The organism is Borrelia sp. HM (assembly GCF_019669085.1).
In the GTDB taxonomy this organism is placed as follows: domain Bacteria; phylum Spirochaetota; class Spirochaetia; order Borreliales; family Borreliaceae; genus Borrelia.
Map to the genome: position 1 here is coordinate 807,615 of NZ_AP024401.1, position 17,615 is coordinate 825,229.

Consider the following 17,615-nt stretch of genomic DNA (forward strand, 5'->3'; position numbering starts at 1 on the left):
ATATTATTACTAGCAATGCCGAAATGGTGGAAATGGTAGACACACAGGACTTAAAATCCTGAGGAGTAATCTCCGTACCGGTTCGAGTCCGGTTTTCGGCATTTAAGGTTTAAGGTTGGTTTTTTTGCATTCTCAAGTTTTTTATTGATGTATATTCCTGTGATGAATAATATACATGAAAATACACTAAGTGTTAGGTTAGGTTTTATGTTAAGTTTTGTTATAATTATTAGCATTTGTAGAATGGAGCCTAGAATGAGACCCATAGACAAGTAAATAAATTGGGCAAAATATTTGTTTATTATTTTTTCAATTATTAGTATTGTAATTCCTGTTCCTATTATTGTAAATAGGCCAAATATTAAGCATGGTATTATTTTAATTTGTGAAATTATGTCGACGATTTCTTTATAAGTACCAAGGCTTAACAGTATAAGTGAACCTGAGATTCCTGGTAAAATCATTGCGCATCCACCCATTATTCCTGAATTAGCGATTGCTAGGTAGTATTTGATTGATTTTTTATTTTGATATTCTGATATATATGATGATATGTTATAAGTTCTTAATATTACAAAAGATAGTGTTGTTAAGAATCCAATTAAAAATAATAAATATTTTGTAATTGCTTTACTATGATTACTCTTGTGATTTGTTTCCTTTTTTAATGTGAATATACTTCCTGTAGTTAGTCCTATAAAAAGCATATTTAAATATGCTTCTCTTGTTGTACCGTCTAAAATATAATTTTTTAATATTTTCGAAAGTATTGTTACTGAAGTTAATATGCCAAGTGATAGTATCATAAGGAAAGTTGTGTTTTCTTTTCCTATTTTTAATTTTATTATATTTGCAGATGAAGATACTATTTTATGATAGATTCCTAAAATTAAAGCTAATGTTCCACCAGAAACACCGGGTATTATATTTGCAATACCAATTAATAGACCTTTTATGTAATAATTTATGAACATGATTTTTAGCTTTTTATAAGCTTGGTGTTTTTATCTTTCGTCGCCTTCGCCATTTATTGTGCCATTATCATACCTTTTTTTTAATTTTTCTAAATTTGTAATAGCAACATCCTCAAGTGTGATGCCAAGATTATTACTTAAGTTTGAAATATACCATAGTACATCACCAAGTTCTTTCTTAATTGACAATAAATATTCTTGATCAAGTATATAATCTTTATCACGACCTAATTTTTTTATTTTCTCTACAACTTCACCTGTCTCTCCAGCAAGACCAAGAGTTGTTAAGATTAGTTCTTCCTTTTTATTTTTATATTTAGCAGTTTGTTTGGCTTTTGCTTGATATTCATTTAATTCCATAAGTAAGACTAGTTTAATATAGTTTGTATTTATTTACAAGTTTGTTTATTATTTCTTTTTTTTTTAAAATTTTTATTATATTGACCCTTTATATTAATTGGAGTTTGCCTATGAGTAAATTTGCTATTTTTTGGGATTTGTTTTTTTGTTTTTTTTTACAGCTTGATTTTATATATTCTTATCCTGAGATAAAAAGTTTTTCAAATAAAGATCCTATTTTTTCTGATCTTAGGAGAAAAATTGCTAAATATAATAAAAGGGAAAATGTTCCCTTATTTATTTATTCATATACAGTTAAAAAAAGTGATACTTTTTTTAAGATTGCAAATAAGGTAAATGGTTGGCAAGCTAGTATTTCGACAATTAATTTATTAAATACTCCTCTACTAAAGGCAGGAAAAAGAATCTTAATTCCTACTAAAAAAGGTATTTTCATTTTAAATAACAAAGAATATAGATTTAATAGTTTACTCTTAGCAACAAGAGATTTAACAAAAGCAGAAAAGATAAAGGTTAAAAGGGATAATACGATTTATGAATTTTATTTTTTTGATTCTGTTAATCAGCCAGAGTTAAGCTTTTTATCAAGTACAGAGATGCTTTTCTTTTTAAATTCTGATTTTATTTTTCCTTTAAAGACATTTACTATTAGTTCTGATTTTGGATTTAGATCAGACCCTTTTACTGGCAGAGGAAGTTTTCATACAGGCATAGATCTTGCAGCACCAATGAATTCCTTGGTTTTTTGTACATCTTATGGAGTTGTAGTTGAGGTTGGCTATAATGATATTTATGGCAATTTTGTTGTAATTGAACATAAAAATAGGGTTAAATCTCTTTATGGACATCTTAGTTCTTATATTGTAAGTAAGGGAGATATTCTAAAGGTAGGTGAATTTATTGGCAGAGTAGGTCAAACTGGTCGTTCAACAGGTCCTCATTTGCATTTTGAAATATTGAAAAAAGATTTGCCTGTTAATCCCTTTCAAATTGTAAAATAGATATTGATTTGATAAATTGAAATCTTATATATGCCTACTTTAGTATTTTTATATTTTTGTTTAATCTATATTATATTCTATTATTTTATATCATATTCTATTATTTTATTGTGTAAAGTTTTCCTTCCTATTTTAAGAATTTCGGCACACTTGCTTTTATTATTCTTAGAGTGTAAAAGAGTTTGCTTAATGATTGCTTTTTCTGCTTCTTTTAAACTTATGCCTATTGGTAGTGTTATCTTTACTATTTGATTTGTATTACCTCTAATTTTTAGAGGTAGATCATCTTTTACAATTTGCTTTCCTTTAGATAATATTAAGGCACTTTCTAGCACGTTTTTTAGTTCTCTAATATTTCCTGGCCAATCATATGCGTAAAGAGTTTTTAGTGCATCATTAGAGAGAATTTTCTCTTCTCTATTGTTTTCATTTGCAACACTTTTAATCAGTATTCTTATTAGATCTGGTATGTCATCTTTTCTTTCTCTTAACGGTGGGATATTTATGTTTATGATGTTAAGTCTATAAAATAAGTCTTCTCTAAATCTTCCTTTTTTAATCTCTTCTTCAATATTTTTATTTGTTGCTGTTAGTAATCTAATGTCAACTTGAATAGTAGTTTCTCCTCCTACTCGTTCAAATGTCTTATTTTGAAGTACCATTAGTAGTTTTGCTTGAACTTCAGGTGATATTTCTACTATTTCATCTAAAAAGATTGTTCCTTTATTTGCTAATTCAAATCTGCCTTTTTTTTGAGATATTGCACCTGTGAATGCTCCTTTTTCATGTCCAAACAGTTCGCTTTCAAGTACTCTCTCAGAGAGTGCAGCACAGTTAACTTTAATAAAAGGTTTATCATTTCTATTTGATAGGTCGAAGATGGCGTCTGCTATTACTTCTTTTCCAACTCCGCTCTCTCCAGTTATTAATACAGATGCTTTTGATTTCGCAATTTTATTTACAAGTTCTAAGGTTTTCTGCATTATAAGTGATTTTCCAAATATTTGTTCATAATAGCTTAGATCCTTTCGGATTATGACATTTTTTTGGGATATTTTTTCGTGTATTTTATTATTTTTATCATTTAAGGCTCTTTTTATGATGAGTAGCAATCTTTCAAGATCAACAGGTTTTGTTAAAAAGTCGTAAGCACCTTCTCTCATGGCATCAACGGCTGAATCAACAGTTCCATGGGCTGTAAGAATAATAAAAGGTATATTTGGTTTTTTATCTTTTACTATTCTTAATAGTTCCTCTCCTGATATTTGAGGCATTCTAAGATCAGATATTATAGCATCAATTTTTTCATTTTTAATTATTTTAAGAGCATCTTTTCCATTACTAGTAGTAAATACAAAGTAACCTTCCTCTTCAAGATAAGTTGCTATTCCTTCTCTTATATTTTTTTCATCATCTGTTACTAGTAATTTACTCATTTTCTAAACATCCTTCAATTAGAATTTTGTCTGTGTTTAATTTAGGAAGTGTAATTGTAAATAACGTTCCTTTGAGTTCTTTACTTTCCATAAAAATTTCACCTCCATGTTCTTTAACTATTTTATAAGATATAGTAAGTCCTATGCCGCTTCCACATTCTTTTGTACTAAATTGAGGCTTAAATATATCATCTTTTGTTTCATTCTTTATTCCATTTCCATTGTCTTTAATATTGATATATATTTTATTTTCGCTTTCTTGGATGGAAATTTCTATTTTTTTTATTCTTTTATTTGCTTCAAGTAATGCTTCTTCTGCATTTTTTATTATATTGATTATTACTTGTCTGATGAGTTTTTCATCAATTAAAACTGGACTTACTTTTTTTAAAGACAATGACAATTTAATCTCTTTATTTTTTAATTCTGGATTTAATAGATTATAAACACTTTTTATAATTTCTGTAATATCTTTCTTTTTGGGCATTATTTTTATTGGTCTAACTGTCAATAAAAAATCTGTTACAGTTTTATCCATTCTATTTATTTCTTCTTTTATTATCTCAAAATAATTATTTGCTTTTGTACTTTTGATATTTTGTCTGTCTATTTCTTTTTTTAATAGTTGTAAATTTATGTCAATTGCGCCTAGTGGATTTTTAATCTCATGAGCAATATTTCTTGCATGTCTTGTAAAAGCGGCTAAAGCTTCAGCTCTTCTGAAAAGTTCTTCTTTATGTTTTTTTTCTTTGATATCCTCAATTAAGATAATATTTCCTTCAAGTTTTTGATCTTTGACATATGGCATAAATGATATTTTAATGTATATATTTGTTGAAATTTGCACTTCAAATCCTATTATTTTGTCTTCATTGTTTGCTAGTTCTTCTATTAGATTTGTTAAAGTTGGGATTTGAATATCTTTAAGTGTTTCTAGTTTATATTTAGGACTTATTACTAAAATTTGAAATAGCATTTTATTTAAGTAGATTATATTATTAAGCTTATCAAGTACTAAGATTCCTTCATTAATAGATGCAAATATTCCATCATATATTTCTATTTTTTTATAGATGTCCTGAATAAATTTAAGTTTTTGATCACTTGATAATTTATTTAATTTAGAGAGTGTTTTTTTGACGAATTTGCTCATTCATCCTCATAGTTTAACATTAAATTTTCAATTATTAATTTTTTATTTTGATTGTATGGACGGAGTCTTAAGATATTTTTTAGATAATCTAATCTTTTTAAATATATGTGAATGTCTAAATTTTGGCTTAAAAATTCATTTCTGAGTTGGTTTATAAGTTCTTGTAAGAATAGGCTAAATATATTTTCATCTTTTAGGAAATTGAATATGTCAAGATTAAATATACCCTGCTTTTCTTTTATTATATTAAGCATTTTTTTGACTTCTTCTTTTAATTTTGTTTGTTCTTCACTATAAAATGAATTAAAATATTCTTCTGTTGTCATTTCTTCATTTTGATTAAAGATTTTTTTACATTTTTTGATTTCAAAATTTCTATTTTCTTTTTTGAATTTGTATACCCTTAGTCTTGAGAGTACTGTTTTTGGAATCTTATTTTTGTTTCTTGTAGCTAGGATAAAGTAAATGTTTAAAGGTGGTTCTTCTAATATTTTTAGTAGTGCATTATAGATATTAAGGTTTAAGTTTTCAATTTCATTTATATAAATTATCTTTTTCTTATTCTTTTCTGATAATGCCCAAGATTTAATTTTTCTAATATCATTTATAGTAATGTTGAAATTTATCTCTTTGATTATTTCTTCAATTTTTTTTATAAGTTCTTTTTTAGTTGTCTCATTATATTCATTCTTATAATAAATATTATTAATGAAATTGATATTTGCTTCAATTTTTTTTAGGTTTTTATCACTACTGAAATTGTATTTAGTAAAGATGATGTTCTTAACATATTCTAGGTATTTATTGATCGTTTCATTTGAGTTAGTTTGTATGTATGCTTTTGCTTCAATTATATTAAGACTTGAGAAAATGATTATATTTGGAGTTGTTAGATTTTTTGTATTTAAAATTTTTTTTGCAAGTGCGATTGCGGTTGTCTTTTTTGAAGAAAATCTTTCTCCCCAAAGAAGTATTGCGTTTGGAAGAGTATTGTTTTTATATTCATTAATTATTTCTTGGGCTATTGTGGGTAGTATTTCCATTTTTTTCGATTCTCTTTATTGTGTTTTTGATATTTTAAAAATATAGTTTATTCCAGGATTTAGATATTCAAGGAATTTACTTCCCGATAAAAAATATTCAGGATTAAATATTTGTTGTGAATAAATTATATAAACCACGATTGCTATAATTCCAAAAGCCTCAAATAAACCTAGTATTAATCCAAGTATTCTATTAAAAAATAATAATTTGAGATGGCTTATTATTGATTCAATTAGTGATTGCAAAATTAAGAATCCTATGTGTATTACCAAAAAAAATACTAATAATGCTTGGATATATGACAAATCGAGAATGGGAGATATTAATATTTTAAAATCATTGGTTTTGTTATAGAGTAGAAATATTAAACTAACAATTTCAACAAATCCAGCTATTTCTTTGATAAAGCCTCTTAAAAACCCTCTAAATCCCAATGATGTGAAAATGATTATTATTAGTATATCGACTATACCAGTTATTTTGAATGGACTATCAACTAGCATTGATTTCCTCTGTAAATTCTTTTAATAATAGATTGGCTATTATCTTTGATGAATCTTGGTTGTAAAATTTTTTTATGTTATTTCGTAGTATATTAGCTTTTGCTTTATTACCCAAAATTTCTTTGATTGTATTTATTATTTTACTCTCATTTAAGTTTTCTTCATCTATTTTTAAACATGCATTTTGGTCTTCTAATAATTTTGCATTTCTGACTTGATCTCCTCTTGAACCTTTGACCAATGGTATAAATATTACACATGCACTAGCATTTGCGAATTCCTTAATTGCTCCTGAACCTGCCCTGCTTATTATTATACTTGAAAACTTTACTATACTTGCCATTTCTTCTGCATTAAAAAATTGGCTTCTTAAGTAATTCTTTTCTCTAATTGTGTCTAAATTTTTTCCGCATTGATGGATAAAATACGCATCAATTTGATTTTTTATATTAGTAGTCAACTTATTTAAAGCCTCTGCTCCCAGAGAACCTCCGAGCACGCTAATGATAGGCTTTTTTGTATTTTGAGTTAAGTTTTTTAAGATATTTAGATTTGGATTTAGAAATTCTTTTCTTATTGGTGAGTCTGTATATAAGACATTTTTGTTATTAAAATATTTTGTGCTTTCTTTGAAACTGACATGTATCTTGTGTGCAAATTTCGAGTTAATTTTTGTTGCAAGTCCTGGGTCAAGATCCATTTCATGAGTTATTCTTTTTATCTTAAGTAAACTTGCTGCAATAATTGGAGGACTTGATACAAAGCCGCCGGTTGCATATATAATTTGAGGCTTATACTTTTTTATTATGAAAAAACTTGTAATTATTCCAAAAATGACTTTAAAAAAATCAATGAAATTTTTTAAAGAAAAATATCTTCTAAATTTTCCTGATGGAATTGCAATAAATTTGATATGTGTGTGTTCTTTTATAATTTTTTCTTCCATTGCGCCTTTTTGTCCTAGCCAGAAGAATTTGATCTGTGGATCAAATTCTTTAAGTTTTGAAATTATTGCTATGCCTGGAAAAATATGTCCTCCTGTACCTCCTCCTGTAAAAAATATTATCTTTTTGGTTTTCATATGCCTCTTGTATATATTCCTTAAATTTATGTATGTTAAATCGACCTACCTTTACATTTTAGTTTAACAATATATATTAATGCAAATATTTTATATTTTTTATTTTTAATAAAAACTTACTGGTGCATTTTGTGTTTATTAGATTATATTTTTTATAGTGTTATTATTTAATTGAAAATGTTGCAATATTTTTAAAAAATATTTTTTAAAAATTGTTCAATTGGAATACCCTCTTTTTGTGGAACATTATTTTCAATAGAATATTTTATTATTGAATGAAGTACTTTGGTTGCTTTTTCTAAAGCCTGTTCTATTTCCAGTTTTTCAAGGTAACCTATTAGTAAGCTAGTAAATAAATCGCCTGTTCCACCAAAGTTTCGTTCTAATTTTTCTAGAAAAATTTCTGAATATTCTTTTGTTTTTGAATTATAAGCGACAGTTCCTATAAGAGTTTTCTTTTCTACACTTGTAACTATGGTTATTCCATTTATTTCAAGACTTGATATTGCTTTTATCATTTCATCTTTATTTTTTATATTTTCAGTTTTAGATAGCATTTTCAGTTCTGTTAAGTTAGGTGTTATGATATCTGCATATTTGATTAAATTTCTAAATTCATTTACTATTTTTTGGTTGAAAATAGGATAGAGTATGTCATTGTCTGCGAAGACGGGATCAATTATTATTTTTTTAAACTTCATCATCTTAAACATATTTTCTATTATTTTATGTTGCTTATTACTTCCAAGAAATCCACTATAGAATATATCAAATTTTTCATTTTGATTTTTCCAAGATAAAATAAACTTTTCTAAGTTATTTGTTAAATCTATTATTTCAAATTCTTTATAGTTTGTTGTTGCTGATAAAACAGAAGTTACAAGTGGGCAAACTTGCATATTAAATGAAGATATGACTGGTATGCATATTGTAAGTGATGAGCGTCCCATAGTTGAAATATCATGCATGGCCAATATTCTTTTCATAACTATTATCCTTTTGTATATTTGTAGCTTCTTATTCTTGAATTAACATCAGTTTCAATTGGACTTGCCCCATATTTTAAATACATAAGATATCCAATTCCTGCAATCATTGCCCCATTGTCGGTGCAAAGGTCAAGAGGAGGATAGTATGTTTCTATTGCAATATTTTTTTTTATCTTGTCTCTTAAATAAAGATTACTTGCAACTCCTCCAGATATTATTAACTTTTTTATGTTAGTATCTTTGATTGCTCTTTTGATTGGAATAATCAAGTTTTCAAAAGCTACTCTTTGAAAGCTTGCGGCAATATTATTTTTTGTGATATTTGCATTTTTGTCTTTGAACTTTTCAAGTTGATGTATGCATGCTGTTTTAAGTCCTGAGTACGAAAAATCATATTGATTTTCTTTTTTATCAAATATTGTAATTGGAAAATTAAATGCATGCTCATTACCGTTTCTAGCTAGTTTTTCTATATTTGGTCCACCTGGAAATCCCATTTTATAGTGTTTTGCTACTTTATCAAATGCTTCTCCACAAGCATCATCAAGTGTTCTGCCTAGTATTTCAACTTGATCGAAGTCGTTTTGTTTTGCAAGTATTGTGTGTCCTCCACTTAATATTAAAGATAAAAATGGATATTCTATTTTTTTAGTCATTAAAGGAGAATAGAGATGTCCTAAAATGTGGTCAATGCAAATTAATGGTTTTTTAAGGGCAATTGATAGTCCTTTAGCAAAATTTACTCCAACGATTAAAGAACCAATAAGCCCTGGTTTAGATGTTACTGCTATTAAATTGATTTCTGATACATGTATTTTGGCATTTTTTATTGCCTTTTGACATATATCCATGATAAATTCTGTGTGCAGTCTTGAGGCAATCTCTGGTACTATGCCATAATATTTTTTGTGCTCTTTTTGGCTAAACTTAATATTGCTTAAAATTTTAGTACCATTTTCTACTATGGCTGCGCAACAGTCGTCACATGAACTCTCTATGCCAAGTACCTTCATTATTTTCCTCTCTTTGATAAAGATTGATTAAATTTTTAAATTCGAATTCTTGATTTAATTTCTCTGTTTCTTGTTTTAATATTTTAAGAGTATTTTTTGACCAAATGTGTCCTATTACTTTAACCACTCCTTTTTCTCTTGCTATTTGTTTTGCTCTTTCAAGTGCTTTATTAACATCGTGTTCGTTATCATTATTATCAAGAAATATATCTCTTTGTTCTACTGTAATTCCAATACTTTTGCCAGTTTTTTCAGATATACTCTTTTGAGTAGTTAGGCTGTCAAAAAAGTATTTATTTTCTTCTTTAAGTTTGGTTAAAATAATTTTCATTATGTTTTCGTTTGCAGTAATAAGGCTTCCCATATGATTATTCATTATTTTTGCCTTAGGATATGCTTTAAATGTCTTTTCAAGTTTTTTTTGTATTGCAAATTGATTGTCATTTATATTTATATGAAATTTTTCTATCGAATTATTGTGTTGTGATTGCATTGGAAAATGAATCATTGTAATTTTATTTTTATTTATTAGTTTATTATAAAAATCCATTGATTTTGGCAGAAAGGGAATAATTGAAAAATTGATTTTTAAGTTAATTTTTATGAATTCGTCCAGCATAAATTCGTCATAGCCAACATCATCAATTATAAGATAAAATTCAGGTTTTAACTTGCTAAGTTTTACTTTCTTTATTTTTTTGATTAGATTTACTTTTTTAATTGTTGCTAATTTATCTTTAAAACTTAAATTGAATTTTTTTGAATTTGCTATTATATGTGCAAGACTAAAAAACATCACAATCACTGAAACAAAAGATGTAATAAGAACTAACAATATTGCAACCTTAGATTTATTTTTTTTAAAAAAAATAGAAGCATTATGAATATTCATGCACAATGGATTTTAATTATATCAGAATCTGGCATTAAGTCAATTATTATTGATAAAGTTCATCTCTTAGTTTTTTTAGTACCCGTTTTTCAATTTGTCTGACGGTTTCTGAGGAAATGCCAAGCTCACTAGAAATATCTTTTAATGTGCTTTTTTTATCTTCATTATCTAAGTTATATCGCTTTCTTATAATATATCTCTCTTTATCGTTTAGTTTGGTCTCTAATATATGATTGAGATGTTTTAGTGTTGAATTTTGTTCAAGAGTACTTTCTGGATTAAAAGAATTATCTTCATAAAGATTTAAGAGTGTGGAATTTTCTGAACCTTCAATCTTTTTATCAAGGGAATATTCTTTTTCCAGATAAGGAATGATTTTTATATATTGAGAAGTTGTTAAGTTAAACTTTTCCATTATGTCTTCTTTTTTAGGAGATTTTTCTTCTTCCATAAGATATTTGTTTATTTGGAGTATTAAATTTTCTTTTCTGTAAGGAACCTTTACAAGTCTTGTTTTAGTATTTAATGCTCTTTGAAGTGATTGCTTAATCCAGAATGAAGCATAGGTTGAAAATTTAGTATTTTTGCTTGGGTCATATTTTTCTGCAGCTCTAATTAAACCTAAATTTCCTTCTTGTATTAGGTCTTCAACTTTTAATCCTTTGCCAGCATATCTTTTAATGATTTTCAGTACAAGACGTAAATTGGCATTTATCATTTTATTTTTTGCTTTTATATCCCCACGTTTTATTTGGTTTGCTAGCTCAATTTCTTCTTCGTGAGTTATCAATCTGTGTCCTCTTACTGATTTTAGGTATATGTTTAAATCTTCATTACTAAATATATTCACAATACTTCTCCCATCTTTTAAATTTGTGTATTAACATCCTTCTCCCTTTTGATGTGATGCAAAAATAATGCCAATTTAGAAAATAATTTATATTCTGATTGTATATGTATGAATTATTTTCTAGGATTGCTTTACTTCTGTTATTTGATTGTAGATTAAATCGGCAAGTCCGAAACTTTTGGATTTAGCTATTTGTTTTGATCTTTCTAAATAAAGCATATCTTCAAAGACTTCCTCTGTTTGTCCACCGTTAATTAGATTATTTTCTTTTTGTAAAGAATTTCTCATGCTTTTAATCATTTGCTCTATAAATATTGCCTCGAATTCTAATGCAGCTGTATAAATTCTATGGTCATTTTTGTGTTGATTTGTTTCTTTTGATTTTTTTGTTTTTAAATTTTTCATTTGGTTAATTTGATTATTTGTTTTTAAGGTTTGTAGGTTAATTTTGTTTATCATATATTTATTCCTCCAAAATTAGTTCCCCATTTAGTCTATTAATTTTTTTAGATACCTTTATTATTTTTATTAACTCTTCATTGCTAAGTGTATCTGAATTTTTTAATATGAATTCACTTATTGTCATTTGTTTTATTTCAATTTTTATTTGTTCATTTTTTTTATTGCTAAATAAATTTTTTTCATCTCTTTCGATTGAAAGTGTTAAAGGCCCTATTTCCGCGTTTTTGCTTGTTATAATGAGTTTATTTTTCTCATTTATTAAAACTCTAGGTATGTTTTCTATTGTCATTTCTTCAATTTCGCTTAGTAAGCGAGTTTCTTTAATTTCAATTTCTATGATTTTACCTGATTTTACATTATTTTTGATATTTTTGCTTGTTAGTTTTTTGCTTATTGAATCTACTAAAGTATAATCTTCTTTTTCTAAAATTATATTGTAATTTTTGTATTCTTTATTTTCGTGTATTGTTGCTCCATTTAGTATATATCCTGTGCCTTTTGATTTTGAATTAGTTGATATTGGTCCTGCTGCAGTTGCTAATATTTTGCCTTCTTGATTTCTTAATTCTGTTCTTAGAAGTATGCCATTTGTCAATTCTTTTGAATCTAGCATAGATGCTATGTAAACGTTTTGGTTTGCGCCTTTAATTATATTTCCATTTATTTTGGTTGTTACACTTACTAGTGCAATATTTTTACTTTCAATTTTTGTTAGATCTATGTTATTTATGCCAATTTTGTTTAAAGCTTGATTTAAAATTTCTTTTCCCTTTGATGAATCTCCTTTATCAATAAGTCCTGCTACTATTCCAATTCCTGTTAATATTTGTGAATTACTAGATCGTATTTCTGCAATATCTTTTAGCTTTATTTTCTCAATTATTCGATTGCTAATATCATTCGTATTTGCTAGATTATTTGGTGGGTGTTGATTTTCTTGTGCAAATGAGCTAGCAATTGTATTTAGGCTTAGTGTGGCTATAATTATCAATACTTTCATGATATATATTCCTTTTGTATGGCAATATAGTTTACCTTTATTTTGATATTATTTCAATTGCTTTTGTGCTTATTCATTTTTGGATCATACTATGTCAATACTGTTTTTATAGTTAAAATTTATTAGAAGTGAATTTTTATGGCTTTATAATTGTTTGACAATTTATTAAATAAAAATGATAGCTTGATTGAAGATTTGTGGTTTAAATATTAATCATTTACTTTTGTTTTTGTATTTTATCTAGTTTTATTTCGTCATTCTTCATTATATCGTATAGTACTGTATAATGATCCTGTTTTAATGAGTTTAAGTTTAAAATTTCATTATTTCTAATTGTATTTATTTTATATTGAAAATAAATATTGTATTCGTTTAAGCTTTGACCTACTTTTAAATTTAGTTTTGCAAATACGATTGGTTCTATTATGTCAATATAAATGTTTACTTTATTATGTTTTTTATAATCTTCAAATTTGTTTGCATAATAAATTAAGTTTTTTTGAATTGGTATGTTTTTATATAATATATTTTTTATTAATTTAAATTTTATGTTATGAGAAAATTTGTTTTCTATGTTTATTTCTGCTTCATCAAAACTGAATTGTAATATATAAATATTTTTATTTGCTAGAGACTTTGTAATATAGTCAATCATTTCAAATATGATTTGTTTTTTCTTAAAATGTGAACCTATGTAAATTTGTGATATGCTATTATCATTACACATTTTTGAATATTCTTTTGAAAAAAAATATACCTTGTTAGTAGATATTGTAAAACAGGTATCATAAGTACAAGGCTTTATTTGCAATAAATTGGTTGTAAGTAAATAGCATAATACAAGTTTATTAGTAAGTGTGTTCACTACCTTTTTAAGTTATTGGCAATTCCTAACATATTATCTGAGGTTTGAATTGCTTTTGAGTTTATTTCATAGGCTCTTTGTGCAACGATCATTGTTACTAGTTCTTCTGCAATTGATACGTTTGACATTTCCAGAATTCCTTGTCTTAGTCTTCCCATTCCGTTATTTCCTGGTGTTCCTGATATTTCTTCTCCAGATCCGATTGTTTCTTTAAATATGTTATTTCCAATTGCATTTAGACCTGATGGATTAACGAATCTTGTGATTTCTATTTGTCCTAGTTCAATAGGATCATTATTTTCATTAATTTTTACAGATATTATTCCTTCTTGAGATATTGCTATGGAATCTTTTATATACCCTTCTGCAGGAAAGGATATTTCAGGTAATAATTTGTATCCTTGACTTGTTACAAGATCTCCATTTGCATCTATTTTAAATGAACCATCTCTAGTATATCCGTAAGTGCCATCTGGCAGAAGAACCTTATAAAATCCTTCACCTTCAATTGCAACATCAGTATTTAAATTGGTATTTTGCATCTTTCCTTGTTCAAAGATTCTGTGTGTTGCTGATACTTTTGTTCCGTGTCCAACTTGGTTGCCAATGGGTCTTACTGTATTTTCAGTTGCGGGAGTTCCTGCTCTTTTTTGTGTTTGATATATTAGGTCTTCAAATTCAGCTCTTATTTTTTTAAATCCTATGGTATTTACATTTGAAAGATTATTGGCAATTGTATCCACATTATATTGCTGTGCTTTCATTCCACTGGCTGCTGTCCATAGTGCTCTCATCATAAACTAATCTCCTTAAAATTTTCCAATTTCGTTAATTAATTTACCAAGAAGTGAATCTTCTGTTTGTATTATTTTTTGATTTGCTTCATAAGCTCTGTTAACTGTAATCATTGATACCATTTCATTAATTGCATTTACATTGGACCCTTCTAATGCACCAGTTTCAATTGTAGGTCTTGAGTTTATTGCAATATTTTTGGCTTCTCCAGATATTTCCGTACTGTTCCAAAGTGAACTTCCTTGCTTTTTTAAAAACCTTGGTTTTTCAAAATTTACAATTTTTAGATTATCAAGAAGTTCATAGTTGTCCCAAGAATTTTCATATTCACTTACAAGTCTTTTAGGGTTTTCTTCAAATGTTGTGTTATGAAATATTTGTCCTTTTTCTGTTATTTTAAAGTTATTGTGTTTTAAGTGTATATATCCCTTTTCTCCAATCACAGGATAGCCATCTTTGGTGACAAGTATACCTTCTTTTCCTAGTGTAAAGGAACCATTTCGTGTATATCTTTCTCCTTCTGGCGTTTTAACGACAAAAAAGCCTTCATTTGTTAATGCTAAATCAAGAGGGTTTCCAGTAATTTTTAGTGGCCCTTGTTCAAAGGAAGTATATATTTCATTTTCTTCAACTCCTGTTCCAATTTTACCTACAACAGGAGCTGTTTCAAGATATCCTTTAGGAAATTTATAAAGACCATCGTCATTAACTCTCCTTATTAACATTTCAGGGAATGCTTTTTGTATAGATGAATCTTTTTTATATCCTGTAAGATCAATGTTTGCTAAGTTATTAGCTATAACATCTAATCGATGCCTTTGTGCCATCATTCCACTGGCAGCCGTATAAATGCCTCTTACCAAATTAAATCCCCATTATTTTTATTTGTACAATTAAAATTCTATCACTAAAATAGTTGTATATCAATTCTAATTTAGTGATTCTTTTATTGATTTTGATTTCAAAAGATTGAAATGATAATATTTTTAATATGTTAAATTATATAATATAAATTTTTTGCTTTTGCAAAAAGCAAAAAATGAATGTATAATTTTTTTATTCTTAATCTATTTGAATTAGAGCCTCAGAAATTAATTTTTAGGAGTTTTTATGAAAAATAATATATTAAAAATTATGTTTCTATTTTATTTTTTATTTTTTGTATTTGCAGAGTCTGAGCAGACAGGTGATAAAAAAGATGGTAGTGAAGTTTTAGGATATTGGATTGGATATGATGATACTACAAATCTTAAAAATTCTGTTATTTATGTCTATAAATATAATGATAAAGTTTATGGTAGAATTTTAAATGTAATAAAGAAAGGTAAAGTATATGATATTAATAATCCTTCTGGCTCTAAGGTTGTGGGTTTTGAACATTTAAGTATTGAAGGTCTTGATTTTATGTGGGGACTTAGATATATTAAATCTGCTGATAAATGGGATTATGGGAAAATTCTTGACCCTAAGAATGGCAAAATTTATGCTTCTGAGATGCGAGTAGATTCAACAACTGGAAATCTTCTTACTAAAGGTAAGGTTTGGATTTTTGGCAGAAGTAAAGTTTGGACAAGAGCTAAAAAAAATGAAATTCCACAGTTAGATGTTGAAGGTATGCTGCCAAATCCCCCTATATCAGAGAAATAAATATTTATATTTTGTGAGAAGTCTCAATGAAGGATAAAACGGGATATTATGATAGATTTATTTTAAAAGTTCCTAACTTTCCAAAAGAAGGTATACTTTTTTATGATATTACTAATGTTTTATTAAAAACAGAAGCATATAAGTCCTTATTAGAAGATGTATATGCTTTTTATTCAAAAAGAAAAATTGATTGCATTGCTGCTATTGAATCAAGAGGATATCTTATTGGTGCTCCTTTGGCCTTGAAAATGAGCTTGCCTTTTTTGTTAATTCGAAAAGAAGGTAAACTTCCAAGGCAAGTTTTAAAGGAGAAATATAAGCTTGAATATGGATTTAGCAGTATTGAAATACATAATGATGATGTTAAACAAAATTCAAACATTTTATTAGTCGATGATATTTTGGCTACTGGAGGTACTTTAAAAGCAGCAGCCATGTTGCTTGAAAAGGCAGGTGCTGTAGTGTCTGATATATTTTGTTTTATTGAGCTTGTAAGCATAAATGGTAGAGATATTTTAAGGGAGTATAATTTTAATTCTCTTGTTAAATATCCATGATAGCTTTTTAGCAAATAATTTCAATTGTTAATTGAATTTTAATGATTGACTTTAAATCTGATTAAATTTATAATGCCATAGTTAAATATTGAAGAGGTGATTGTCATGTATGCGTTGTTGGAAATAAAAGGCAAGCAGTATAAGGCTGTTGTAGGAGAGATGTTAAAGATAGATAAGGTTGGAGCTACTAAAGGGGATAAATTAGAATTTGACAGTGTAATGCTTGTCAATCAAGATGGAGATGTCAAAATAGGAAAACCTTATGTTTTGGGTTCTTGTGTAAAATGTACTTATGTAGAAGATAAAAAAGATAAAAAAGTTATCTCTTACAGGTATAGAAGAAGGAAAGCAAGTGAAAGGAAAGTTGGACATCGTCAATCCTATTCTTATGTTTTAGTTGATAACATAATTGTTAGTTAGTGATTAGTGTTTTAATAAAGACCCATAATGATGTGATTATCTATGTTTTAGCTAATGGACATGCACAAGGAAATGGTTGTGTGAGCATGGTTTGTTCTTCTTTTTCTTTTATTTTAAGGACTTTTTTAAGTATTCTTGATTATGATCAAGAAAATTTTATTGTAGATAATTCTTTAAGGAGAGGGTACTTAAAATTTGAAGCTTCTTTTGGGCATTTGAATAAGCAGAGTCTTTTTTATTATAGTAAATTTTTATTACAAGGTGTAAAGGATTTATGTCTTGAATATCCGTATGATATTAAATTAATTTTGGAGGAAACTAGTGGCAACAAGTAAGAGTGGTGGTAGTTCTAAGAATGGAAGAGATTCTATATCTAAGAGGCTTGGTGTTAAGAGAAGTGGTGGGCAATTTGTAAGAGCTGGAGAAATAATTGTGCGTCAAAGAGGTACAAAATTTCATAAAGGTAAAAATTCTGGTCTTGGCAGGGATTATACAATATTTGCATTAAAGGATGGTATAGTAGAGTTTAAAACTTCTAAGGGCCGAAAATATATAAATATTATTTAATATTCT

The 17,615-nt window shown here is 27.1% G+C and carries 20 protein-coding genes, 1 tRNA gene and 2 pseudogenes; 7 read left to right on the forward strand and 16 right to left on the reverse strand.

The features are described from left to right. The first annotated feature begins 17 nt into the window (after positions 1–17). Positions 18–101: transfer RNA gene (locus K5563_RS03805), tRNA-Leu, on the forward strand. A 186-nt stretch (positions 102–287) separates the two neighbouring features. On the opposite strand, the pseudogene K5563_RS03810 reads toward K5563_RS03805, so the two are convergent. Beyond that, positions 288–974 (reverse strand): annotated as a pseudogene (locus K5563_RS03810) (DUF368 domain-containing protein); the annotation flags it as partial. A 30-nt stretch (positions 975–1,004) separates the two neighbouring features. Continuing rightward, on the reverse strand, positions 1,005–1,334 hold the full coding sequence (locus K5563_RS03815) for a nucleoside triphosphate pyrophosphohydrolase family protein (protein WP_221037641.1): 330 nt from the start codon (positions 1,332–1,334) through the stop codon (positions 1,005–1,007). 110 nt (positions 1,335–1,444) lie between these two features. Here K5563_RS03815 and K5563_RS03820 point away from each other — a divergent pair, with 110 nt between their 5' ends. Next, positions 1,445–2,335 carry a M23 family metallopeptidase gene (locus tag K5563_RS03820; RefSeq protein WP_221037642.1) on the forward strand — a complete coding sequence of 297 codons (891 nt, stop codon included), beginning with the start codon at positions 1,445–1,447 and terminating at the stop codon, positions 2,333–2,335. An 80-nt stretch (positions 2,336–2,415) separates the two neighbouring features. Here the strand turns inward: K5563_RS03820 and K5563_RS03825 are convergent, their stop codons facing one another. The 14 genes and pseudogenes from K5563_RS03825 to flgF all read right to left on the reverse strand — a co-directional run bounded on the left by K5563_RS03825 (position 2,416) and on the right by flgF (position 15,281). Further along, on the reverse strand, positions 2,416–3,771 hold the full coding sequence (locus K5563_RS03825) for a sigma-54 dependent transcriptional regulator (protein WP_221037643.1): 1,356 nt from the start codon (positions 3,769–3,771) through the stop codon (positions 2,416–2,418). Next, positions 3,764–4,924 carry an ATP-binding protein gene (locus tag K5563_RS03830; protein WP_221037644.1) on the reverse strand — a complete coding sequence of 387 codons (1,161 nt, stop codon included), beginning with the start codon at positions 4,922–4,924 and terminating at the stop codon, positions 3,764–3,766. The genes K5563_RS03825 and K5563_RS03830 overlap by 8 nt, the downstream gene beginning before the upstream one ends. Further along, complete coding sequence (locus K5563_RS03835; RefSeq protein WP_221037645.1) at positions 4,921–5,967, reverse strand: hypothetical protein; 1,047 nt, start codon at positions 5,965–5,967, stop codon at positions 4,921–4,923. Before K5563_RS03835 ends, K5563_RS03830 begins: the two co-directional genes overlap by 4 nt. 15 nt (positions 5,968–5,982) lie before the next feature. Then, positions 5,983–6,471: a CvpA family protein gene (locus tag K5563_RS03840; RefSeq protein WP_221037646.1), complete on the reverse strand. Its 489-nt coding sequence runs from the start codon at positions 6,469–6,471 to the stop codon at positions 5,983–5,985. Then, entirely contained in the window at positions 6,461–7,552 is a 1,092-nt protein-coding gene (gene murG, locus K5563_RS03845) for an undecaprenyldiphospho-muramoylpentapeptide beta-N-acetylglucosaminyltransferase (RefSeq protein ID WP_221037647.1), read from the reverse strand. Before murG ends, K5563_RS03840 begins: the two co-directional genes overlap by 11 nt. A gap of 191 nt (positions 7,553–7,743) precedes the next feature. After that, complete coding sequence (locus K5563_RS03850) at positions 7,744–8,538, reverse strand: pyridoxamine kinase (protein WP_221037648.1); 795 nt, start codon at positions 8,536–8,538, stop codon at positions 7,744–7,746. Further along, positions 8,513–9,554: pseudogene (tsaD, locus tag K5563_RS03855) on the reverse strand (tRNA (adenosine(37)-N6)-threonylcarbamoyltransferase complex transferase subunit TsaD). The gene K5563_RS03850 and the pseudogene tsaD overlap by 26 nt, the downstream one beginning before the upstream one ends. Next, entirely contained in the window at positions 9,523–10,446 is a 924-nt protein-coding gene (locus K5563_RS03860; protein ID WP_221037650.1) for a divergent polysaccharide deacetylase family protein, read from the reverse strand. The pseudogene tsaD and the gene K5563_RS03860 overlap by 32 nt, the downstream one beginning before the upstream one ends. Positions 10,447–10,492: 46 nt before the next feature. Next, positions 10,493–11,296, reverse strand: a complete 804-nt coding sequence (locus K5563_RS03865; RefSeq protein ID WP_221037651.1) for an RNA polymerase sigma factor RpoD/SigA — start codon at positions 11,294–11,296, stop codon at positions 10,493–10,495. 120 nt (positions 11,297–11,416) lie between these two features. Then, on the reverse strand, positions 11,417–11,755 hold the full coding sequence (locus tag K5563_RS03870) for a rod-binding protein (RefSeq protein ID WP_221037652.1): 339 nt from the start codon (positions 11,753–11,755) through the stop codon (positions 11,417–11,419). A gap of 4 nt (positions 11,756–11,759) precedes the next feature. After that, the gene (locus K5563_RS03875; protein ID WP_221037653.1) at positions 11,760–12,758 is read right to left on the reverse strand and encodes a flagellar basal body P-ring protein FlgI; all 999 of its coding nucleotides are present in this window, start codon (positions 12,756–12,758) and stop codon (positions 11,760–11,762) included. A gap of 217 nt (positions 12,759–12,975) precedes the next feature. Next, positions 12,976–13,623 carry a hypothetical protein gene (locus K5563_RS03880; protein WP_346010888.1) on the reverse strand — a complete coding sequence of 216 codons (648 nt, stop codon included), beginning with the start codon at positions 13,621–13,623 and terminating at the stop codon, positions 12,976–12,978. After that, positions 13,623–14,420: a flagellar basal-body rod protein FlgG gene (flgG, locus tag K5563_RS03885; RefSeq protein ID WP_221037654.1), complete on the reverse strand. Its 798-nt coding sequence runs from the start codon at positions 14,418–14,420 to the stop codon at positions 13,623–13,625. Before flgG ends, K5563_RS03880 begins: the two co-directional genes overlap by 1 nt. 12 nt (positions 14,421–14,432) lie before the next feature. Continuing rightward, positions 14,433–15,281: a flagellar basal-body rod protein FlgF gene (gene flgF, locus K5563_RS03890; protein WP_221037655.1), complete on the reverse strand. Its 849-nt coding sequence runs from the start codon at positions 15,279–15,281 to the stop codon at positions 14,433–14,435. 247 nt (positions 15,282–15,528) lie between these two features. On the opposite strand from flgF, the gene K5563_RS03895 reads away from it, so the two are divergent. The 5 genes from K5563_RS03895 to rpmA all read left to right on the forward strand — a co-directional run bounded on the left by K5563_RS03895 (position 15,529) and on the right by rpmA (position 17,609). Then, on the forward strand, positions 15,529–16,065 hold the full coding sequence (locus K5563_RS03895; protein WP_221037656.1) for a DUF2147 domain-containing protein: 537 nt from the start codon (positions 15,529–15,531) through the stop codon (positions 16,063–16,065). A gap of 26 nt (positions 16,066–16,091) precedes the next feature. Further along, complete coding sequence (locus K5563_RS03900) at positions 16,092–16,622, forward strand: adenine phosphoribosyltransferase (RefSeq protein ID WP_221037657.1); 531 nt, start codon at positions 16,092–16,094, stop codon at positions 16,620–16,622. Positions 16,623–16,727: 105 nt separating this feature from the next. Then, entirely contained in the window at positions 16,728–17,042 is a 315-nt protein-coding gene (gene rplU, locus K5563_RS03905) for a 50S ribosomal protein L21 (protein ID WP_221037658.1), read from the forward strand. After that, positions 17,042–17,377, forward strand: a complete 336-nt coding sequence (locus K5563_RS03910) for a ribosomal-processing cysteine protease Prp (protein WP_221037659.1) — start codon at positions 17,042–17,044, stop codon at positions 17,375–17,377. The genes rplU and K5563_RS03910 overlap by 1 nt, the downstream gene beginning before the upstream one ends. After that, positions 17,364–17,609, forward strand: a complete 246-nt coding sequence (rpmA, locus tag K5563_RS03915) for a 50S ribosomal protein L27 (protein WP_025408348.1) — start codon at positions 17,364–17,366, stop codon at positions 17,607–17,609. Before K5563_RS03910 ends, rpmA begins: the two co-directional genes overlap by 14 nt. The last annotated feature ends 6 nt before the right edge of the window (positions 17,610–17,615 follow it).